This is a genomic window from Nonomuraea sp. NPDC049141 (assembly GCF_040648415.1).
Taxonomy (GTDB): domain Bacteria; phylum Actinomycetota; class Actinomycetes; order Streptosporangiales; family Streptosporangiaceae; genus Nonomuraea.
In genome coordinates, this window is the sequence record NZ_JBEZDR010000022.1 from 140,193 (window position 1) to 160,515 (window position 20,323).

Consider the following 20,323-nt stretch of genomic DNA (forward strand, 5'->3'; position numbering starts at 1 on the left):
GACAGAACATGCGGGCGAATTTCATCTTCTCCGAGGTCTGGATCGGCCTCCGTCGCAACCTCACGATGACGCTTGCGGTGGTCATCACCGTGGCCGTCGGCATGGCGATGCTGGGCGTCGGCCTGATGATCAACGCCCAGGTCACGATGATGAAGGACTTCTGGTACGACAAGGTCGAGGTATCGGTCTTCCTCTGCGGCAAGAACCCCACGATGCCCAACTGCAAGGGCAAGCAGATCAGCCCTCAGCAGACCAAGGATCTGAAGAGCGAGATCGACGGCCTGCCCGGGGTCGAGCAGGTTCTCTATGAGAGCCCGGACCAGGCCTACGCCAACTTCCAGAAGTCCTACGGTGCCAACAAGGCGCTCGTCGACGCGGCCAAGGTCGAGGACATGCCCGCGTCCTTCCGCGTCAAGCTGACGGATCCCAACAACTACCAACCGGTGATCCAGGCGCTCCAGGGCAAGGCCGGCGTGGCGCAGGTGACGAACCAGAAGGATCTGGTCGACAAGCTCTTCGGCCTGCTCGACAAGCTGAGATCCGCCGCGATGGCGGTGGCGATCGTCCTTGTCCTGGCGGCCGCGTTGCTGATCGGCAACACCGTGCGGCTGTCGGCGTTCAACCGCCGCCGGGAAACCGGCATCATGCGGCTGGTGGGGGCCTCCAACCTCTATATCCAGCTGCCCTTCGTCATGGAGGGCGTGATCGCCGGGCTGATCGGCGGGGTGTTCGCCGCGGTGATGCTGATCGTCGCCAAGGTCTTCCTGTTCGAGGAGATCGCGCGTTCTTTCGCCTTCGGCAGCCAGCTCGGCTGGAACGACGTGGCGTCGGTGATCACACTGACCATGGGCATCGGCGTGGTGATCTGTGTGCTGGCATCGTTCATCACACTCCGCCGTTACCTCAGGGTCTGACGGATCGCCGGTAAGGTCGGAGCATGCCACGTGAGACCGGGCGGAAGGTCGTCGCCCAGAACAAGCGTGCCCGGCACGATTACCACGTCGAGGACACCTTCGAGGCGGGGCTCGTGCTGCAGGGCACCGAGGTGAAGTCGTTGCGCGAGGGACGCGCGTCGCTCGCCGACGGTTTCGCCTCCATCGACAACGGCGAAGCGTGGTTGTTCAACGTCCACATCCCCGAATACACCCAGGGGACGTGGACGAACCACGCCGCCCGCCGCAAGCGCAAGCTCCTGCTCCACCGCAAGGAGATCGACAAGCTCGCCGCCAAGACCAAGGAGGGCGGGCTGACGATCGTGCCGCTGTCCCTCTACTTCAAGGACGGCAAGGCGAAGGTCGAGATCGGCATCGCCCGCGGCAAGAAGGACTGGGACAAACGGCAGACCCTGGCGGAGCAGCAGGCCAAGAGGGAGATGGCCCGGGCAGTGCGGCACCGCAACCGATGAATCGCGTACGCCGCGGCCTCGCCGCGACCGTCACTCTGGCCGTCGCGAGCATGTCGCTGACCGCCTGTTTCGAGGAGTCGTCCCCGCACGACGCCGTGCGGGACTTCCTGGTGGGCTGGCAGTCGGAGGACTACGACCTGGCCGCCGGCCGTACCGACGGTGATCGCGCGACCGTGCGCAAGGCGCTCTCCGACGCGAAGGTGGAGCTCGACGCGGCCTCGTTCCGGTTCAAGATCAAAAGCATCAGCCTGAACGGCGACCAGTCGCAGGCCGACTTCCACGCCGAGGTCGACCTGGGAGAGAACAACCCGCTCTGGGCGTACGACGGGATGCTGCCGCTGCGCCTGGTCGACGGCCGGTGGAAGGTGCACTGGTCGCCTTCGGTGCTGCACCCGCAGCTGAAGGAGGGCCAGCGGTTCGCCGTGTCCACCGATTCGAACCCCCGCCAGTCGGTCCTCGACCGCAACAACAAGCCGCTCCAGGGTCCCCAGTTCCTCTACGTGGTCGGCGTCACCCCGTCGACCCTTGGGGGCCAGGCGGAGGAGGTCGTCGAGCAGCTCTCGGAGATCACCGGGTTCGCCCAGGACCGGCTGCTGAGCCGCATCAGGTCGTCGCCGCCGAAGCAGTTCGTCCAGCTCGCCAACTTCGGCGCCGTGCGTTACCGCGCCCTGAAGGACAAGATCGAGCAGATCCCGCAGCTCAAAACCCACAAAGAGGAGCAGCCCGTCGCGCCTGACGACCCCAAGGACATCGTCGGCAAGGTGAGCGCGCTCACCCCGGAAGACGAGCAGAAGCTCGGCGGCCCACAGCGGGCGGGCGACTCGTTCGGGCAGAGCGGCCTTCAGCGGGCCTATCAGAACAACCTCACCGGATCCACGCAGACCCGGGTGATCACCCTCGACCTCAAGACCGACAACGAGGTCGTGCAGCTGAAAGAATGGCCCGGCCGGACAAACGTCCCTGTACGGACCACCATCGACAAAGCCAAGCAGAGCGCCGCCGACGCCGCCGTGGCCGCCACGGAGACCAGCGCGCTGGTGGCGGTCGACCGGTCGACGGGCGAGATCCTGGCGGTCGGCACCAAGGGCCTGAACCAGGAGAAGGACGCTCTCGCCGGCAGATTCCCGGCCGGCACGGCCTTCTCGATCGTGGCCGCCGACGCGCTGATCAAGGCCAGGATGAATACCAAGCAGCGGCTCGCCTGCCCGGCCGAGCGAACGGTGGGCGGCGCGCGGTTCGTGACGGCGAGCCAGGTCACCGGCGCGTCGCCGACGTTCCGGGACAACTTCGCCAAGGGCTGCGTCACCGCCCTGGCTTCGCTCGCCCGGCGCGTCGACGCCGCGGCCCTGGCCAAGAGCGCCGCGGCGTTCGGCATCGGCAAGGACTGGCGGCTGCCGCTCAAGTCGTTCAGCGGCTCACTGCCCAAGTCGTTCAGCGGGCCACTTCCGACGGCCAGCGACGCCGACAAGGCCATGGCCATCGCGGGCCAGAACGTCGAGGTCAGCCCGCTCAGCATGGCTCTCGTCGCGGGGGCGATCGCCTCGGGCAGCTGGCACGCACCCGTGCTGGTGACCGAGCCGAAGTCGCCCGACCCCTCGGCGGAGGTGGTGTCGCTCGCCGCGCCGCAACCGATCCCCGTCGACCCCAAGGTCCGCAGCGCGCTGACCGCCATGATGCTCGCCGGCGCCAAGAGCTCGCGCGCCCTGGCCGGCCACACCGGAGTGCACGGCGTGACGGCCGCGGGCGACTCGGAGAAGCACATGGGCTGGTTCGTGGGCTGGCAGGGCGAGGTGGCGATAGCCGTTCTCACCAAGAACTACGACCCCGCGGCGGTCGCGGGCGAGTTCTTCAGCGCCCTTCGCGACTCCCCGTGATTTTCTCCTCACCTTAGGCAACCGTTCGGGTGGCCGGCTGCGTCTTACTCAGTGACTGCCCTGCTCGGGGGGTTGCGGGTGCAGTCGCCGCGATGAGATCAGGACTTCATCTCGGGGGAAGTCCTGCCGTCCGGACCGGCTAGACCCTGCCGGTCGGCCCCCGGGAACGCCTACGCGTTTCCGGGGGCTTCGCGGTGCGGGAATCAAGTTGACGTCGCAGGTGTTGCAGGATGTAAGGTCGTCTTGCTCGGTCCTTCGGGACCGTGTTGACAACTGCACATGGGGGTGACTGGCTTCGACTTCGACTTTGCAAGTCAGGTGAAGCGGGCCGAGGACTGCGGACATAACCTCGTTAACACTGTGACCGCAAACAACAAGTGCCAATTCTAAGCGCACTGTGGTCGGCCAGGGTTCCCTGGCCCTCGCTGCCTAAGTAGCGAAACCACTGTCAGCCCGGGACTGCCTTCGGCCCGGGATCTGGCATCGTTAGAAGGCTCAACCGCTCGAACCGGCCACGGGGGAGAGCGGGAAATCAAACAGTGGCTGAGCCCGTCGGTGACACGCCTGCGTGATCGCCGGGGCTGAGAAAAGCACAGCAGGCTGCGCCCGGAGAAGCCCTGCCTTGGGGTTGAAGGACGCGGGTTCGATTCCCGCCACCTCCACAAGATCAAACCGTCTCTTACCTGCGGAAACATCGCAGGCAAGAGACGGTTTTTTGTTTGTGGGTGCACCATGGGTGCACAGGCATGCCGGAGCAGGACGTTAGCCCAGGTCAGCATCTACCTTCACGGAACCTCCTCACGACGAAGGGAACTGGTGGTTCCGTGTCAGCACGATCTCGCCGCGCCGAAGGCACATTCCCGGGACATCGATCATGCTAGATCTCCGCCGAAAGAGCATGAAGCCGTGGTACACCGTGGCACGCCGGGGTACAATTGAGACATGGAAGCTCCGAGGCCTCGTCCGACCGAGGTGAGCGTGCGCCAGTTCGTCAACGACTCCGGTAGTGTCACCCGCGGCCTGCGCGAGGGGAAGCGGTACATCTTGACGATCAACGGCGAGCCGCTCGCCGAGGTAAAGCCGATCAAGCGCCGCCGGTTCGTTCCTACGGCTGAGGCACAGGCCGTCTTCGCCACCGCCCCGGCTATTGACTGGGACGACGTACGGGCTGATCTGGATTCGATGATCGATGATGAGCTACGCGATCCGTTCGACGGGACCGGCCTGTGATCCGGCATGAGCGAGGCGTTCTCGACACGAATATCGTGGCCGCCTTCAAGCTCTTTGATCCCGCCGAACTGCCCGCAGAGTCGGCGATCACCGCCATCACGCTCGGCGAACTGTCGCGCGGCCCGTTCGCCACCGATGATCCGGTCAAGCGTGCGGGGAGGGTCGCAGCGCTCCAGTATACCGAAGCGGCATTCGGTGACCCCCTGCCGTACGACGCCGAGGCAGCCCGCATGTTCGGGCAGATCTGTGCCGTCGTGTACACGCAGGGCCGACAGCAACGAAGCCGGACCGCCGACTTGATGATCGCCGCGACAGCCGCCAGTAGCGAGCTGCCGTTGTTCACCGCGAACCCCAAGGACTTCGACGGCTTGGGGCAGCTCGTGAACGTAGTCGCCGTCACGCGACCTTTCGGCGCGACGGGTTAGTCTCATGGACGGCACGAAGTGATCGACACCCTCGTCAGGAGAGCCCCGATGAGCGCTTTCACCTGCGGTGGGGTGTTCAAGTAAGCGGTAAGCAGGTCCACCACATAAAACCGCTTCCTACTTGCGGAAACATCGCAGGCAAGGGGCGGTTTTTTGTTCGAGGATGCACCAAGGACGCACGGGCCTGCTGGAGCAGGACGTAACCCAGGTCGGCACCTACGTTCACGGAACCTCGCCCGCGAAGATCTTCCGCGGGGCCCTCGTCGCCAATGGGTGTCGTGACCCGTACAAGAACCCCGCGTTCGCCGAGATGGTCGGCCTGGCCGCCCAGCCGACCGACATCCGCACCTTCGCCCAGGTCGCCGACAAGCACCTGGCCACCCTCGTGGACGCTGAGCGGCGAACCATCGGCCAGTACCTCAGGAGCCTGGAGGACCACTTCCTGCACGCGAGGAGAACCGGCGGCCCTACATCGAATCCACGGAAGGCAAGAGTGCAACGCCGTCCGCACCATCACTTCAGGCGGCGCGGACGGCGTCATCGTGATGAGGCCACAGCCGCACGGTCACCGCTGAATCTCCGGCTCGGACGGCTTGGCGCTGTCGATCTCCCGCACCGCGTCAGGTGACAACTCAGGCGCATAAAGGGTGGTCAGCGGCTCCGGACCGGAGTAGCGGCGGCACGGGCACTGCTGCGATTCCCACTCCATCGCGATCTCTTCGGGCTTGCCGTCGTCCTCGCCGAAGCTGGGGTTGCGCATCCACTTCGTCACCACCCGCACCTGGGAATGGCACTGCCCGGTCGAGGGCTCATGAAAGGCGATGTGGTGGCCGCACCCGCACACCGGCTCCGGCGGCTGGCCCGCCTTGGTCTTCTCTAACGCCAACTCCCGCCGGTGCTCAAGGACGCGGCTGACCAGGTCTCTGACCCACCCGCCGACACCAAGCAGGGCTAGGGCGAAGATCAGCCAGATAAAAAAAGGCAGCTCAGCTATCACGAGGTCTCTCCTCACGGTCGGTGATCCGGATCCCCACCCGGGCGAACGCCTCGGTAGCGTCCACGCCCGGTTCTCGGCTCTGTGACTCCCGCCAGCGGCCTATCGCGGTCAGCACGGCGTGATCGGCGATCAGGGGCAGCCTGTCCAGATAGTCGAGCTGGGCCTGCTCGTCGATCTCCCACTTCCTGTCGTACGCGCTTGGTCGAGGGTGAGGCGGATGCGGCGCAGTATGGTGGCGAGCGCGTCGCGCCACATGCCCAGCTCGTGCTTGGCCTGCACATGAGTACTCTCGGAGTGCGTCCGGTTGTGACGGTCTGCAAGCAACGCGGCGATAGCGTCGTCCACGCGGACCTGGACGCGCGGGTTGGCAGGCAGCTTGTCGATGGTCACTGGAGCAAGCCGACGACTATGAGCAAGACCGCGGCGAGCAGGAGGCGAGCCGCCCGGCGAGTGTAGGCCGCCAACGGAGCATAGGGAAGATATCGACAAGCCCTGATCGCATGCCTTCAAAGCTTGTACAGCCCAAGCGGTTCAGGCCAGGCCATCAGCCGGGCATTTGCCGGACATATCGCTTCGATCAAGCCACGTTGAGCACATCGCACAGCGCTTTCACCTGCGGCGCGGTGTTGGTCGTCCGGTGCCAGGGCCTGTACGGAGTTGACATCAGAGGGATTCGCTGCGCTATGGCCGGCGACCCTGTGGGGCTCAAGAACTCGAATCGCTTTCAGCGCAGAGGCCTTCCGGTCCAGGCCTGCCGCCATGGCCGATGCTCGGGCAAACGGTCTGCCATAGGCCGGCTCACGCTCTTGCCACAGGCGAACGCTTCAGCCGTAGGACAGTATCGCGACGACGATCAGAATCAGCAGGAGCACCAGCGCGGCGGCCGGGATCGCTAACAGGGTGATCATGCAGCCCTTCCCGTTCCACGGCTGGGGGGCGGTGCCGAGGGCGCCTCGGGAGTAGGCCCACAGGGGAGCGCGGTATTCAAGTTCGAGCGCCATCCCGGGCTGGAGCCAGATCGTCAGATCCGCGGGGCCTATCCGTGCCGGGAGGAAGTAGGGCAGGTGGACGTGAAGGTGGTGCTGACCGGGAGGAAGCGGGATCGTGTTGCGCCCCCATCGGCCCAGCATCACATGACCGTTGAGGATGATTTTGGGCGTGATCAAGGCCAGCAGGGCGCCGAGCCAGTGCCGTTTCACGTCGATGACCAGATGCGCTCGCGCCCCGGAGGGAACGGGCCGGGGTGGCTGGCTCCATGGAGTGTGTGGCGCGGGTGGATGCATGGCGCTCATGCTAGTGCCGTGCCGATCTTCTGGGCTCTCCCTTCAAATCCTCTGAAAATGGGCGGCCGCCACTGTTCGGGAAGCGGTCTCAGCCGCGCAAGAGCTCATCACAGCGAGCTTGCTCATGGGTGGAATACCTCCCGCGCATGCTCGCGACCAGGAAACGGTCGCGGTTATCGGGAAGATCTTCCCCCAGCTTTGGCGGGGCACCAGGTGCGAGAGAGCCGCCAGCCACAAGCGGTCAGCTGGTTCGTACCGCACCCGTGGGACCTGGCGGCGTAGGACCGCGTTCTGGTGTCGGAGTACCAGCAGTTCCGCCTCCTTGGAGACGTCGCGGCGTAGCAGCAGTGCGGGCAAAGAAAGCAGGCGCCGGGTGATGGCGTACACGGTGGACAAGATTACGAAACATGATCCCAGCCGACCCAGGCTGGGCTGCTCGGTGCCCTGGGCCCTTCCGCCCAGCGGACAAGGGGCTCTGCGCTGGGATCTATCGGGGGGCCTGTGCCGTTGGCTGTGGCGATCGGCTTGTCGGTCTGGAGATCAGCCTGGTGTGCTGTTCACGCTCGCTGGCGAGTCGTGGAGCCCACACAGGTTCTCCACCCGGAGCGGACGCGGGCTCCTCGCGGTAGAAGATGTCGATGTCGACCTCTTCACCGCCCATGACCACTGTGTCCCACGCGTCGCTGATGACCAGGATGCGCAAGGTCTCAGCCGACAGTCGGCCGAAGTGGGCACGCAGGGCGGCGTCGTCGGGCAGGCCGGAGACGCGCTGTGACAGACGGCCCCGGATGATCCCGAGCCGGTTCATCAGTGTGTCGATGTCCGCCGCGACCTGCGCGTCGGAACTCGGAGCGGCCTGCGCGTCGGCGCAGCCCTTGGTGATGTTGTCCTTGATGGCACGGGTGACGCCGTCCTCGTCGGTCGTGACCATCGCCTGCCAGGCACGGCTCTTGTGCCGGTACTGGAGCATCGCCATGGCTGCCTCGTGGCGGATGAAGTCCGCGTCGCGGAAGGCCCGCCCGCGCCAGGCCTGGCTGAGCGACCGGGCCAGAGAGATGGCCGAGGCCAGCCCGCTGTTGAGCCCGCGACCCGGCCAGAAGTGGATGGCGTTGGCGGCGTCGCCGAGCAGGAAGCCGTAGGTGCCCGGGGTGGCGGACGTCGGGGCGTGCAGGCGCGCGGTGAAGCGCGGCCGCTGCACCATGTCGAGCCGGAAGGCGGTGACGGCGCTGAGGTTGTACTCCGCCACGCCGAACATCGCCAGCCCTTCCTGCACCCGCCGCCACAGGGCAGACCCTTTGATCAGGGCGGGCAGGAACAAGGTGCCGTGAGTGGAGCAGTGGAAGTCGCCGTCGTCGGTACGGTCCATCATGCACGGGTTGGCGGCGACACACTCCTCGAACACGCGACGGACGGGATCGATGCCGATGACCTCCTCGGCCTCCTCGTCGGTGAGTCGCATGTTGAGGAAACCCTCGCCGCCCAGGGCGTTGAGCAGGTAGCGGTTCTGGGCTACGGTCAGCAGGACCGACATGGCGTCAGGCAGGTCGGACTTGACGCGTAAGCCCAGCACGACATCCTGCAGGTGCTTGCCGTTCAGGGAGTAGATCGAGCTGTCGGCGGTGCCGAACTTGCCGGTGAAATGCTCCCGCGTGCGCGAACGGCCACCCTCGCAGATGGCGAGCACATGATCCTGCTTTGCGCTGTCGCCATGCTCGTCGGGATTGAAGCGGGTGGGGACGAGCCGGATGCGGTCGAACTTCTCGCCGGCCATCTCCAGGAGCGTGTCCTCGATGTAGGCGATGCGGAGGTTGCGCGGGGCGTGTCCTCGGATGGAGTCGGGGCCGGGCGGCCACATCTCGGAGTACGCCCCGGGCTTGAACAGCCGAGCCTGCACCGGGCCGGGGAGGTTCATGTACTGGCGGCTCTGAACCGTGACGACCTGCTGGCGCCGTACATTGCCCTGATCTTGCCCCTTCCACGTGACCTGAGAACCGTTCTGGGTCCAGCGGCCGTCGTAGACGGTGACGACGACCCGTGAGCCCATGAGGTGCTCCAGGAGGAGCGCGAAGCTCAGCCCGACGGGCCCACCGCCGGAAACGGTCACCTGGAGTACCGGCCCCGGATTGACCGGCGGGGCGGGTCCGCTCGCCTGCGGCAGCGGGGACGCGCCGTGGATCGTCGCGACGTCGTCGGAGGGCAGGAAGCGGAACTGCTCTTCGCCGATCGTGATCAGGTCGCCCGGTTGGAGCACCTGTGAGGTGACGCGCCTGCCGTTGACCAGCGTTCCGTTGCGGCTTCCCAGGTCGTGCAGGATGTAACGCCCTGCCTCGTAGCGTATCTCGGCGTGGCGGCGCGAAGCTCGTTCGCTGGAGAGCACCACGCTGCAGTCTTGCCTGCGGCCGAAGGTGGTCGGCGTGTCACCGAGCGGGAAGCGGCGGTCGGTGAGGGGGCCGTCGTGTCCGACGATGGCAGGGGGCATGATGCCTTCCTTATCGTGACAAGAGATCTAGTCATCGATGAGTCCACGTCCATCATGTGCGACCAAAAGCAGACGCGTAAGTGAGAAGTACGCATATCGCCTCGGTCGGCGATGTGTGTCCCGGTTTTGCGGATCATCTCAATTTCACCCGGGTCGGGGGATGCCGACCGTTGGCCCGATGTGCTCTTCATCGAACCCGAGATCTTCGAGCGTTCGCCTCGCGCGCGGGGTTGAGCTGGGCATCTCCGACCGAGCTGGGCGGCTCGGCGGTACTCGTCGATCGATTGCTTCGGGTGTGCCATCTGCGGGTGGATCGCCGGACTGACCGCGTCTTCCTAGAAGCGGCTGTCGGACTTACGTGCTGACACCGGCTTGGTCGGGACGCTGGCGGAGATGGAGTTTCTGCACACCCGGCTGCGAAGCCGTGGCGTCGCAGCCGAGGTGAGGTCCGATGCCGGCCCAGAGGGTGAGCGGATTCCCTCATAGCCAGTCTTTGATCAATTCGCCAACAGCGTCCCTCGGAGAGGAAAGGGGGCCGGGGGTTCTCGGAGTGGCCTTGGGATCAGCCGCCGCTGCTCCACCTGGCCATCATCCGCCCGCCGGCAACGTCTGTCCGGCAATTGCCACCCTGGCCGCACCCGGAAGGAACCAGCCGGGGAGTCCGCGCCGTGCCATCGGTGCGGCGCCTGGCCACTCGCGGATGTTCCCTACAGCTTCCCGACCTGGTGAAAGGGCACCTCGATGTCGTGGTCGCGTCCGAAGATCGAAAGGGCCGCGGTAAGCATGCGCCCGTCGACGTCGATCCCCCTGACCGTGCCCGGGAGCGAAGCGAAGGGCCCATCGGCCAGCATCACCGCATCGCCGACCGCGAACGTCGAGGGCACAGTTTCCGGCGGGATTGTCGGGGCGTCGTCGGGTTCACCAAGAACGAGCATGTCGGCCATATCATCTGGGCGCACCGCAGCAAGGACAAGCCTCACCCAGGTCGATCAGATCTCTGCCGAAAGAGTAAGCCGTGGCACGTTGCGGGACTTCCTTGACCTTGTGCGGCAGAGCAGGCGGTGTCGGGGGGAAGGGGCCGGCTTCGAAAAGGTCGCGGTTCGCGCCTGCCTTATCGGCGCGATGCCGCGGTGAAAGGGCAGCGATAGCCGGCCGGGCGAGGCTCGGTCCGAGCTTCGAACCTGACGCCACCGCCGTAAGCGCATCAGCGTTCGCCGCGACCGACAAGGAGAGAACATGCAGACCCTGACACCCGAGAGCGCCGCGACCAACCTTCTCGAGGCCGGCAACCGGCCGCCGGCGACCGTACGGAACGACGTGGTCGAGGAGCTGGACACGCTGCTGTCCAAGCACCTGAGCACTCGCGCGGACGCGGTGGAGAGGGCCGCGGTGCAGTACTCACGCGAGCACTACGCGCGGATGACCGGGCTGCTGCCCGACGAGATGGTACGCCGCCTCCAGGAGGAGACGACCATGCTGACGGCGGCCAACACCCGCCGCATCGACATCCGCGTGGCCGTGACCGGTAACACGCCGCGGCGGCTGGGCAGCCTGCCGAACTCGCTGTTCGCCTCGCACAGCACGCTGTTCACCGCGCTCTATCACGTGCCGGCGTTCCGCGGGCTGCTCAGCGACATCGCCGGGGCCCCGGTGTTCGACTGCACCTACCCGGACGAGCAGATCACCGGCACCCACCAGACCCAGGTGGGCGACACACACGGCTGGCACTGGGGCGACCATGAGTTCGCCTGGATCTTCATCTCCGAGGCGCCCGCACCCGAGCACGGCGGCCTGCTCCAGTGCGTGCCGCACACGCCGTGGAACAAGCAGGACCCGGCCGTGAACCGGTGCCTGACGCAGGGCCCGATCCGTACCTACCACCACGAGAGCGGTGAGTCGTACTTCTTCAAGACCGACACCACCCTGCACCGTACGATGCCCATCCAGACGGAAGGCATCACCCGTTCGATCGTGAACCTCACCTACTCCGGCGTCTCCGACCTGCTGAGCGAGAAGACCTACGAGACCACCGACGCCGTCTACCTCGACTGATCATCCCACCGCCGCCCGGTCCGGGCGGGAGGCCCGCCGCCTCCCGCTCGGACCGCCGCCGTTTCGGCAGTCCCATATCCGCAGACATCATGATGAAAATGGGATATATACGAGAGAGCGTCCAATAGCGGGTTGTAGGGGTGCCAATGCATATTCGGATCCTGGGGCCATTAGAGGTACTGGCAGAGGGACGCCGAATACCAATCACTGGAGCACGTCCGCAGATCATTCTGGCGATGCTCGCCCTGGAGCCGAACCGGGTCATCTCCGTGGACCGCCTGCTGGACGCCATCTGGGACGATGAGCCGCCGAGCACGGCCAGGGTGCAGATCCACATATGCGTCTCGGGGCTCCGCCGGACATTTTCCGCATTGGGGCTGACCGACGTCATCAGCACCAGGCCGCCGGGTTATATGTTGAATATCCCTGTTGAGAATATTGACGCCCATCAGTTCGAAGAATTCATCGCGCAGTCGTATTCCCTGGTCGAAGCCGGAAAACCGCAGGAGGCGGTGACCGCGCTGCAGTCCGCGCTCGGCCTCTGGTACGGCGCCGCGCTCGACGGCCTCCAGGGCCGGATCATCCGCGGCGGCGCGCTGCAGCTCCAGGAGCGCCGCCTGGCCGCCGTCGAGGAGTGGCTGCGCCTGGAGCTGTCGCTCGGCCACCACGCCAACCTCATCGGCGACCTCACCGTCCTGGTCCGCGACCACCCGCTCAGGGAACGCCTCTACGCCCACCTCATGATCGCCCTCTACCGGTCCGGACGGCAGGCCGAGGCGCTGGAGACGTACCGTATGGCCCGCGCGACGCTGGTCGAGGAGCTGGGCATCGAACCCGGCGACGAACTGCGCCGGCTGGAGCAGGCCATCCTGCGCGGCGACGGCGACGTCGGCGACGAGGCGGTCGCCGAGCAGCCGCCCGCCGCGCCCCGCGACACGCCCATGGCGGCCGTCCAGGTCATCCCGCGCCAACTGCCCGCCGCGATCGGCGACTTCACCGGGCGCACCGGTGCGTTCGCCGACATCGTGGACGTCCTGACCGGTCCGGACGGCGGCGAGGCGTCGGGCACCGTGCCGACCATCGTCATCAGCGGCCGGGGCGGCGTCGGCAAGACCACCCTGGCCGTGCAGGTGGCCCACGACGTGCGCGAGCACTTCCCCGACGGGCAGCTCTTCGCCGATCTGCGCGGCGGCAGCGGCCGGCCCGCGTCAGCGCTGGAGATTCTGGAACGCTTCCTGCGCGGCCTGGGCGTGGACGGCTCCGCCATCCCCGACACCCTCGACGAGCGGGCCGAGATATACCGCAGCCGGCTCGGCGAGCGGCGCATGCTGGTGCTGCTCGACGACGTGATGAGCGAGTCGCAGGTGACGCCGCTGCTGCCGGGCAGCTCCGGCTGCGCCGTGGTGGTCACCAGCCGCACCCGGCTGACCGGCCTGCCCGGCGCCCGCCGCATCGAGCTGGGCGTCCTGGAGAGCGGCCGGGCGGTCATCCTGCTGGAACGCATCCTCGGCGAGCAGCGCGTCCGGGACGAGCCCGAGCAGGCCGCTGCCCTCGCCGAGCTGTGCGGGCACCTGCCGCTGGCCGTCCGCATCGCCGGGGCCAAACTCGCCTCCCGTCCGCACTGGCAGCTGAGCCGGCTCGCCGACCGGCTGCGTGACGAGAACCGCAGGCTCGACGAGCTGGAGCACGGAGACCTCGGCATCCGGGCCAGCATCGAGGTCAGCTATCAGGGCCTGCCCGGCCCGGCCAAGCGGCTGCTGCGCCTGCTGTCGCTGCTGGAGACCCCGGACTTCCCCGGCTGGGTGGGCGCCTGCCTGCTCGACGAGGATCCGGCCGAGGCCGAGGACCTCCTGGAGGCGCTGGTCGACGCCCAGCTCGTGGACGCCGGCGCCGGCCCGGCCAAGAGCGCGCCCCGCTACCGCTTCCACGACCTCATCAGGACGTTCGCCCGCGACCGGGCGCTGGCCGAGGACAGCGCCGCCGACCGCGGCGCGAGCCTGCGCCGCGCTCTGTCGGCCTGGCTCGCGCTGGCCAAGGAGGCGCACCGCCGCGAGTACGGCGGCGACTACACCATCCTGCACAGCGGCGAGACCCGGTGGTCGCCGCCGCCCGCGCTGCTCGAACGGCTCTCGCCACACCCGATGAACTGGCTGGACGGCGAGCGCGCCGCCCTGGTCGCGGGCGTCCGGCAGTCCGCGCAGCTCGGGTTCGACGAGCTCTGCTGGGACCTGGCACTGGCCGCCGAGACACTGTTCGAGGCCAGGAGCTACTTCGACGACTGGCGCTCCACCACAGAGCTGGCGCTCGGCGTGGTGCGCAGGAAGGCCAACCCGCGCGGCGTGGCCGCCATGCTGTACTCCCTGGGCAGCCTGCGCATCTTCCAGCTTGAGCCGGACGCCGCCCTGGAGGCGCTCGAACCCGCGCTGCGGCTGTTCAAGGAGCAGAACGAGCCACACGGGTGGGCGCTGGTGCTGCGTAACCTCGCCTACGTCGACTCGCTGCGCGGCGACACCAAGCAGGCCATCCGCCGGTACGGCGAGGCGCTGGAGGTCTTCCAGCTCGTCGGAGACCGCACCAGCGAGGCGCACGTGCTGAGCAACCTGGCGCGATCCCTGCTCGACGGCGGCGAGTACGCCGAGGCGGAGACGTACCTGGAGCGGGCCCTGAAGATCTCCAGGGACGTGGGCAGCCGCCGCTCGGAGGCGCAGGTGCTCTACCGGCTCGGCGAGAGCGCCCTGCGGCAGGGCCAGATCGATCGGGCCGGCGGGTCGTTCACGCTGGCGCTGCGCATCGTCAGGGACGGTGCCGACCACATCGGCGAGGCGTACATGCTGTACGGGCTCGGCCAGGTCTACGTCCGCGAGGGCCGCCACGACCAGGCGCACATGATCCTGGAGCAGTCGCTGGCCCTGGCCGTGCGGGTGGGGGAGCGGTTGGTCGAGGGCCGGGTCCGGCACGAGCTGGGCGAGCTGGCGCTGGCCCGCGGCAGGTTCGAAGAGGCGGTCGCGCGGCTGGGCCAGGCGGTGGAGGTCTTCCGCAGTCTGCGCCTGCCGCCGTTCGAGGCCCGGGCGCTGGTCGGGCTGGCCGAGGCGAGCGACGGGCTGGCCTCGGCGGAGGGGGCGCACGCGGCGGAAGAAGCCGCTCGCGCCGCTTGGGCGCTGCTGGCCGGCCTGGACTCGGTCGAGGCCGACGGCCTGCGCGACCGGCTGGCGCTGCGCCAGCCGGTCGTGGTCCCTGGCACACCCGCCGGGGCCCCGCCGCGCACCACGGGTTGACCAGCCGCTGTCAGTCGCGCCTGAGGCGGCGCAGCAGGTCGAGGCAGGGCGCCGTCATCACGGTGGAGACCAGCGTCATGAACACCAGCATGGTGAACACGGTCGGGCTGATCACGCCCATGGACATCCCGATGTTCAGCACCACCAGCTCGGTCAGCCCCCGGCAGTTCATCAGCACGCCCAGCGACAGCGAGTCACGCCAGCCGATGCCCGAGACGCGGGCGGCCGTCGTCGAGCCGCCGGCCTTGGCCAGCACCGCGACCGCGGTGATGAGCAGGCACCACCCCCACAGCCGCGCGTCGGCGCCGAGCAGCCCGAACTCGGTGTGCAGGCCGGTGTAGACGAAGAACAGCGGCAGCAGCAGCGTCACCGTGAGACCGTGCAGCTGCCCGGCGGCCCGCTGCACCGGCAGGGACCCACGCGGCATGATCGCGCCGAACAGGAAGGCGCCGAAGATCGAGTGAATCCCGATCGCGTCGGTGGCCAGCGCCGACAGCATCACGCCGGCCAGCGCCACCGGCAGTACGGCCGCCTCGGGCAGCAGGCCGCCGGGGCCGAGCAGCCGTCGCAGCAGCGGCCGGACCCCGAACGCCATCACCGCGAAGAAGCCCGCCGACAGCCCCGCCGTGACCAGCGCGACGTCCGCGGCGGCGCTGCGGGTGACCGCCACCACGGCGGCCAGCACGCACCAGGCCGTGACGTCGTCCACGGCCGCGCAGGTCAGCGACATCACACCGACCGGCGAACGGGTCATGCCCCGGTCGGACAGGATCCTGGCCAGCACCGGGAACGCGGTGATGCTCATCGAGATGCCGAAGAACAGCGTGAACGCCAACTGCCCGGCCCCGCCGGAGCCGAGCGCCGGGTACAGCGCGAGCGCCAGCAGCACCCCGCACAGGAACGGCACCACGATGCTGACGTGGCTGATCACCGCGGCGGTGTAGCTGCGCTGCCGGACCAGGCCCAGGTCGAGCTCGTAGCCGACGAGGAACATGAAGAAGATCAGGCCGATCTGCGACAGCGTGGACAGCGTCGCGACCAGACCGGGCGGGAACAGGGTGCCGTACCCGGCAGGCCACAGGGCGCCCAGCACGGACGGGCCGAGCAGCACACCGGCGATGATCTCGCCGATGACGGGGGGCTGCGCGAGCCGCCGGAACAGGCGGCCGCACAGGTGGCAGGCGGCCAGGATCACCGGCACGGCGACCAGCAGCCTGGGGAAGACGTCGGGGACGCTGGGGGCGGCCACCCCGCCGGACGGCCGCCCCGGGGCGGAGAGGCCGTGCCGGAGGGTGAACCAGATGAGGGCGACGGGCACCACCACCAGCGCCAGGTAGACGGCGATCACCCGCAGTGATCGCGGGCGGACGATCGGGGAGGTCAGCTCTGGCCCGTCGTCGAGTCGCACGGACATGTCGGCTCCGATGAGTGACGAGGTACGGGGGGATGAGCAGGGGCGTCGTCAGGACCCGGTCGGGTCCCAGCCCCAGTGGGTGTTGACGTCGTCGCCGGGGCCGTTGGCGACCACGTGGACGGCGGGCGCGGTGTGCGTCCCGGAGGCGAGCGCGACGGCCGGCAGCGCGAGGGAGGCAGCGATGATGGCGAGGGTGATCAGCCGCTTGAGCATGACGCCTGCTTTCGTGGTCTTGGAGATCTGCTCTGCGCCATAGTCAACCGCCCTGGGCTTTCGTGGCACTAAGCCCTCGCTAAGTCCGCTCGCTTAGCGGCACGAAGCCCGCCCGATAGGCGGCGTTCGCACACTTACCGACGTGAACAACGACGCCACCGCACTCTGGTACCTCACCGAGGAAGAGACCAGGTGGGCCTGCCAGCGCCTCGACCCCGTCAAGATCGTGCGCGAGGCCCTCGTCCTGCAGGCCGAGGGGAGGACCACCTTGCCGGCCGAGGCCTATCTCGGCTGGACCAGCCCCTCCGGCGCGGCCGCCCGCAGCCTGAACATGCCCGGCTACGTCGGCGGTCCGTTCGAGATGGCCGGTACGAAGATCATCAACGGCTGCCTGGACAACCCAGAACGCGGGCTGCCCCGAGCCAGCGGCCTGACCATGCTCTTCGACCGCCAGACCGCGCGCATCCGCTGCGTCATGGCCTCCGCCCACATCAGCGCCCTCAGGACCGCGAGCGTGACCGTGGCCAGCGCCCAGGCGCTGCTGCCGCAGAAGGTCATCACCGTCGGCGTCATCGGCGCCGGCGCCATCGCCCGTACGCACATCGAGCTGCTGGCCCGATCGCTGCCCGGGACCGCCGCCATCGTGCTGCACGACCGGGACCCGCGCCGGGCCGCCGCCCTCGCGGACGAGGTGGACGCCCTGCTGCGCGCGTACGGAATCCGCATCTCCCTGGCCGACACGGCCCGCGAGGCCGTGCTCGGCGCCGACCTGGTCATCCCCGCCACCACGACCACCGAGGGCTACATCGCCTACGACTGGCTCAGCAAGGGCTGCGTCGTGGTGAACGTCTCCCTCGACGACGTCCTGCCTGACGTGGTGATCGAGGCGGGCACCCTGCTGGTCGACGACTGGGCCCTGGTCCGCGACGACGAGCACCGCCTGCTCGGCCGCATGCATCGGGCCGGCCGCGTGGTCGGCCCCGGCGAACACGCGGGCGACGGCGTCCGCCGCGTGGACGCCGAGCTGGGCGAGGTGTTCGCCGGCCGGCACCCGGGCCGCTACCACCCCGACGACGTCATCCTGGTCAACCCCTTCGGCCTGGCGATCGAGGACATCGCGCTGGCCACCGAGGTGTACCGGATCGCGATGCGCGAAGGCCGCGGCATCGCCCTGCCCCGATGACCCACCCCCAACCCGACAGAACCGATGGGAGAACGATCATGAGCAACGACGAGATCGACGACGGCCGCACCTACCGGGTCGTGCTGAACGACGAGGAGCAGTACTCGATCTGGCCCGCCGGCAAGGAGCTGCCCGCCGGCTGGTACGCCGAGGGTGTCGAGGGCACCCGCGACGCCTGCCTGGCCCACATCGGCCAGGTGTGGACCGACATGCGCCCCAAGAGCCTGCGCGAGCGCATGGCGGCAGCCGCCGCCGTCGGCGACACGGTCGCGTGAGGAGGCCGCCGCCATGTCCGTCAGACACCTGATCTCCATGGCCGGCCTCGGCTCCGGCGACGTGCGCCGGATCGTCGAGCGCGGCGCGTGGTACGGCTCCGGGCACCACCGCTGCGACCGGCCGCTGTCCGGCCGCACGGTCGGCGTCTACTTCCGCCGTACCTCCACCAGGACCCGCACCGCCTTCTCCCGCGCCGCGCAGCTGCTCGGCGCCGACATCATCGCCTACGGCCCCGCCGACCTGCAGGAGAACACCGGCGAGTCGGTGGCCGACACCACCCGCGTGCTGTCCGGCATGCTCGACGCCCTGGTGGCCCGGACCGCCGGCAGCGACGCGGAGATGCGCGCGTTCGCCGCCCAGGACCGGATGGCCGTGATCAACGCCATGAGCGCCGGCGAGCACCCCACCCAGGCGCTCGCCGACCTGGCCACCATCCACCGCCGCTTCGGCAGCGTGGACGGGCTGCGGCTGACGTACATCGGGGAGGGCAACAACACCGCCGCCGCGCTCGCCCTAGCGCTCGCCCACTACGGCAGCGTCGAGCTGCACCTGCGTACCCCGCCCGGCTACGGCCTGGACCCCGCGGTGCTGGCGGCGGCCCGGCGCGGCATCGAGGCCCGCGGCGGATTCCTCGCCGTCGAGCACGACATGACCACGCCGATGAAGCCGTGCGACATCGTCTACACCACCCGTTGGCAGACGACCGGCACGACCAAGCCCGACCCTGACTGGCGCGACGTGTTCGCGCCGTTCCGGGTGACGGCCGAGGTGATGGCCGCCCACCCGCAGGGGATCTTCATGCACGACCTGCCCGCCCACCGCGGCGAGGAGGTCGACGCCGAGGTGCTCGACGGATCCGACAGCATCGCGTTCGAGCAGGCCGAGGGGAAGCTGGCCGGCGCGCTGGCGGTGCTCGAATGGTGCCTGCTGGGGCCGGACCGGTGAGCGCCGCCCCGCTGCGCCGCAACCGCTCCTACCGGCTGCTCTGGATCGGCGGCGCCGCCTCCGCGCTCGGCTCGCACGCCTCGGCCATCGCCATGCCGCTGCTCGTGCTGGCCCTAGGCGGCTCGGCCACCGAGGCGGGCGTCGTCGGGTTCGCCGCCGGACTGCCGTACCTGCTGGCGCAACTGCCCGCCGGCGTCCTGGTGGACCGGCTCGACCGGCGGGCCGTGATGGTCTTCTGCGACATAGGCCGGTTCCTGGCGCTGGGCAGCGTGGTGGTCGCGCTCACCGCCGGCCGGCCGCCGCTGGCCCAGCTCGTCGCGGTCGCGTTCGTCGAAGGCGTGCTCACCGTCGGCCACCAGCTCGCCGAGCAGGCCGCCATCCGGCACGTCGTGGCCGAGGAACAGCTGCCCGAGGCGCTGTCGGCCAACGAGGCCCGGATCCGTGGCGCACTGCTGCTCGGCCAGCCCGTCGGGGGCGCGCTGTTCGGGCTCGCACGGTGGCTGCCGTTCGCGTTCGACCTGGTCACGTACCTGGTCTCGATCGTGACGTCGCTGGCGTTGCGCGGTACCTTCCGCGCCGCCCCGGACGCGGGGGCGGCGCCCGCGCCGAATCCGCTGGGGGAGCTGCGCGCCGGGATCGCCTGGCTGTGGCGGCAGCCGTTCCTGCGCTCGGCCGTGCTCGCCATCGCCGCCAGCAACCTGCTGTTCCAGAGTCTCAGTCTGATCGTCATCGTGGCCGCCACCGGCGACGGGGCCTCACCCGGCGCGATCGGGCTGCTGTTCCTGGGCGCGGGCGCCGGTGGCGTCGCCGGGTCGCTCGCCGCCTCCAAGATCACCCGCCTGTTGTCCATGAAAGCCGTCGTCATCGGCGCGAACTGGCTGTGGGCCGCCCTCATGCCGCTCATCGCCGTCGTCGACGGGCCGCTCGCGCTCGGGCTGGTGTTCGGCGTGCTGTGTTTCGTCGGGCCCGTGTGGAACGTCGCCGTCGCCGCGTACCAGCTGCGGATCACGCCGGAGCACCTGCTCGGCCGGGTCGGCAGCGCCATCGGGACGCTCGCCTTCGGCGTGCTGCCCCTGGGGTCGCTGCTGGCCGGATGGCTGCTCGACGGCATCGGCGTCACCGGCGCCGCGCTCACCCTCGCGGGTGTCATGGCCGTCGTCGCGGCCGTCGTCACCCTCACCCCCGCCATCCGCCGGGCCCCCGAACTGGATGTCGGCCCGGAACCCGTTCCCGACCGCTCGCTGCAGCCGAGCGGTGACCTCGAGAGGTAAG

General features: G+C 68.7%; 17 protein-coding genes and 1 other RNA gene. 12 read left to right on the top strand and 6 right to left on the bottom strand.

Annotated features, from left to right (window positions below):
• Nucleotides 1–8 precede the first annotated feature (8 nt).
• The 6 genes from ftsX (at nucleotide 9) to AB0B91_RS47935 (ending at nucleotide 4,934) form a co-directional block, all read left to right on the top strand.
• Entirely contained in the window at nucleotides 9–914 is a 906-nt protein-coding gene (gene ftsX / locus AB0B91_RS47910; RefSeq protein WP_358335903.1) for a permease-like cell division protein FtsX, read from the top strand.
• A 23-nt stretch (nucleotides 915–937) separates the two neighbouring features.
• Nucleotides 938–1,405, top strand: coding sequence for an SsrA-binding protein SmpB (gene smpB / locus AB0B91_RS47915; protein WP_358335906.1), 468 nt, complete (start codon nucleotides 938–940; stop codon nucleotides 1,403–1,405).
• Nucleotides 1,402–3,279 carry a penicillin-binding transpeptidase domain-containing protein gene (locus AB0B91_RS47920; protein WP_358335909.1) on the top strand — a complete coding sequence of 626 codons (1,878 nt, stop codon included), beginning with the start codon at nucleotides 1,402–1,404 and terminating at the stop codon, nucleotides 3,277–3,279. The genes smpB and AB0B91_RS47920 overlap by 4 nt, the downstream gene beginning before the upstream one ends.
• Nucleotides 3,280–3,560: 281 nt before the next feature.
• Nucleotides 3,561–3,944: a transfer-messenger RNA gene (gene ssrA, locus AB0B91_RS47925) on the top strand.
• A gap of 277 nt (nucleotides 3,945–4,221) precedes the next feature.
• Nucleotides 4,222–4,509: a hypothetical protein gene (locus AB0B91_RS47930; RefSeq protein ID WP_358335912.1), complete on the top strand. Its 288-nt coding sequence runs from the start codon at nucleotides 4,222–4,224 to the stop codon at nucleotides 4,507–4,509.
• Nucleotides 4,506–4,934 carry a type II toxin-antitoxin system VapC family toxin gene (locus AB0B91_RS47935; RefSeq protein ID WP_358335915.1) on the top strand — a complete coding sequence of 143 codons (429 nt, stop codon included), beginning with the start codon at nucleotides 4,506–4,508 and terminating at the stop codon, nucleotides 4,932–4,934. Before AB0B91_RS47930 ends, AB0B91_RS47935 begins: the two co-directional genes overlap by 4 nt.
• A 565-nt stretch (nucleotides 4,935–5,499) precedes the next feature.
• On the opposite strand, the gene AB0B91_RS47940 is transcribed toward AB0B91_RS47935, so the two are convergent.
• From AB0B91_RS47940 to AB0B91_RS47955, 4 genes are all read right to left on the bottom strand, one after another.
• Nucleotides 5,500–5,931, bottom strand: a complete 432-nt coding sequence (locus AB0B91_RS47940; RefSeq protein ID WP_358335918.1) for a hypothetical protein — start codon at nucleotides 5,929–5,931, stop codon at nucleotides 5,500–5,502.
• An 824-nt stretch (nucleotides 5,932–6,755) separates the two neighbouring features.
• Nucleotides 6,756–7,130 carry a hypothetical protein gene (locus AB0B91_RS47945; RefSeq protein ID WP_358335921.1) on the bottom strand — a complete coding sequence of 125 codons (375 nt, stop codon included), beginning with the start codon at nucleotides 7,128–7,130 and terminating at the stop codon, nucleotides 6,756–6,758.
• Between the two features lie 571 nt (nucleotides 7,131–7,701).
• Nucleotides 7,702–9,693 carry an FHA domain-containing protein gene (locus AB0B91_RS47950; RefSeq protein ID WP_358335924.1) on the bottom strand — a complete coding sequence of 664 codons (1,992 nt, stop codon included), beginning with the start codon at nucleotides 9,691–9,693 and terminating at the stop codon, nucleotides 7,702–7,704.
• A gap of 707 nt (nucleotides 9,694–10,400) precedes the next feature.
• The gene (locus tag AB0B91_RS47955) at nucleotides 10,401–10,637 is read right to left on the bottom strand and encodes a hypothetical protein (protein WP_358335927.1); all 237 of its coding nucleotides are present in this window, start codon (nucleotides 10,635–10,637) and stop codon (nucleotides 10,401–10,403) included.
• Nucleotides 10,638–10,929: 292 nt separating this feature from the next.
• On the opposite strand from AB0B91_RS47955, the gene AB0B91_RS47960 reads away from it, so the two are divergent.
• Together AB0B91_RS47960 and AB0B91_RS47965 are read left to right on the top strand one after the other, a co-directional pair.
• Nucleotides 10,930–11,745, top strand: coding sequence for a hypothetical protein (locus AB0B91_RS47960; protein ID WP_358335930.1), 816 nt, complete (start codon nucleotides 10,930–10,932; stop codon nucleotides 11,743–11,745).
• 236 nt (nucleotides 11,746–11,981) lie between these two features.
• Nucleotides 11,982–15,020 (top strand): tetratricopeptide repeat protein, encoded by a 3,039-nt coding sequence (locus AB0B91_RS47965; RefSeq protein WP_358335933.1) that lies wholly within the window; start codon nucleotides 11,982–11,984, stop codon nucleotides 15,018–15,020.
• Between the two features lie 10 nt (nucleotides 15,021–15,030).
• Here the strand turns inward: AB0B91_RS47965 and AB0B91_RS47970 are convergent, their stop codons facing one another.
• Together AB0B91_RS47970 and AB0B91_RS47975 are read right to left on the bottom strand one after the other, a co-directional pair.
• On the bottom strand, nucleotides 15,031–16,434 hold the full coding sequence (locus AB0B91_RS47970; protein WP_358335936.1) for a cation:proton antiporter: 1,404 nt from the start codon (nucleotides 16,432–16,434) through the stop codon (nucleotides 15,031–15,033).
• Nucleotides 16,435–16,482: 48 nt separating this feature from the next.
• Nucleotides 16,483–16,647, bottom strand: coding sequence for a hypothetical protein (locus AB0B91_RS47975; protein WP_358335939.1), 165 nt, complete (start codon nucleotides 16,645–16,647; stop codon nucleotides 16,483–16,485).
• A gap of 142 nt (nucleotides 16,648–16,789) precedes the next feature.
• On the opposite strand from AB0B91_RS47975, the gene AB0B91_RS47980 reads away from it, so the two are divergent.
• The 4 genes from AB0B91_RS47980 to AB0B91_RS47995 are packed head-to-tail and all read left to right on the top strand — an operon-like array spanning nucleotide 16,790 to nucleotide 20,322.
• On the top strand, nucleotides 16,790–17,830 hold the full coding sequence (locus tag AB0B91_RS47980) for an ornithine cyclodeaminase family protein (protein WP_358335942.1): 1,041 nt from the start codon (nucleotides 16,790–16,792) through the stop codon (nucleotides 17,828–17,830).
• A gap of 38 nt (nucleotides 17,831–17,868) precedes the next feature.
• On the top strand, nucleotides 17,869–18,105 hold the full coding sequence (locus AB0B91_RS47985) for an MbtH family NRPS accessory protein (RefSeq protein WP_358335945.1): 237 nt from the start codon (nucleotides 17,869–17,871) through the stop codon (nucleotides 18,103–18,105).
• A gap of 13 nt (nucleotides 18,106–18,118) precedes the next feature.
• A complete protein-coding gene (locus AB0B91_RS47990; RefSeq protein ID WP_358335948.1) occupies nucleotides 18,119–19,051 on the top strand; it encodes an ornithine carbamoyltransferase in 933 nt (310 codons plus the stop codon).
• Nucleotides 19,048–20,322, top strand: a complete 1,275-nt coding sequence (locus AB0B91_RS47995; RefSeq protein ID WP_358335951.1) for an MFS transporter — start codon at nucleotides 19,048–19,050, stop codon at nucleotides 20,320–20,322. Before AB0B91_RS47990 ends, AB0B91_RS47995 begins: the two co-directional genes overlap by 4 nt.
• Nucleotide 20,323: the final 1 nt, after the last annotated feature.

What these genes read in the sequence shown, in the direction of transcription:
- AB0B91_RS47930 (WP_358335912.1), top strand. Translation starts at nt 4,222, where the DNA reads ATGGAAGCTCCGAGGCCTCGTCCGACCGAGGTGAGCGTGCGCCAGTTC.
- AB0B91_RS47920 (WP_358335909.1), top strand. Translation starts at nt 1,402, where the DNA reads ATGAATCGCGTACGCCGCGGCCTCGCCGCGACCGTCACTCTGGCCGTC.
- AB0B91_RS47960 (WP_358335930.1), top strand. Translation starts at nt 10,930, where the DNA reads ATGCAGACCCTGACACCCGAGAGCGCCGCGACCAACCTTCTCGAGGCC.
- AB0B91_RS47990 (WP_358335948.1), top strand. Translation starts at nt 18,119, where the DNA reads ATGTCCGTCAGACACCTGATCTCCATGGCCGGCCTCGGCTCCGGCGAC.
- AB0B91_RS47950 (WP_358335924.1), bottom strand. Translation starts at nt 9,693, where the DNA reads ATGCCCCCTGCCATCGTCGGACACGACGGCCCCCTCACCGACCGCCGC.
- AB0B91_RS47975 (WP_358335939.1), bottom strand. Translation starts at nt 16,647, where the DNA reads ATGCTCAAGCGGCTGATCACCCTCGCCATCATCGCTGCCTCCCTCGCG.
- AB0B91_RS47955 (WP_358335927.1), bottom strand. Translation starts at nt 10,637, where the DNA reads ATGGCCGACATGCTCGTTCTTGGTGAACCCGACGACGCCCCGACAATC.
- ftsX (WP_358335903.1), top strand. Translation starts at nt 9, where the DNA reads ATGCGGGCGAATTTCATCTTCTCCGAGGTCTGGATCGGCCTCCGTCGC.
- AB0B91_RS47970 (WP_358335936.1), bottom strand. Translation starts at nt 16,434, where the DNA reads ATGTCCGTGCGACTCGACGACGGGCCAGAGCTGACCTCCCCGATCGTC.
- smpB (WP_358335906.1), top strand. Translation starts at nt 938, where the DNA reads ATGCCACGTGAGACCGGGCGGAAGGTCGTCGCCCAGAACAAGCGTGCC.
- AB0B91_RS47965 (WP_358335933.1), top strand. Translation starts at nt 11,982, where the DNA reads ATGCTCGCCCTGGAGCCGAACCGGGTCATCTCCGTGGACCGCCTGCTG.
- AB0B91_RS47985 (WP_358335945.1), top strand. Translation starts at nt 17,869, where the DNA reads ATGAGCAACGACGAGATCGACGACGGCCGCACCTACCGGGTCGTGCTG.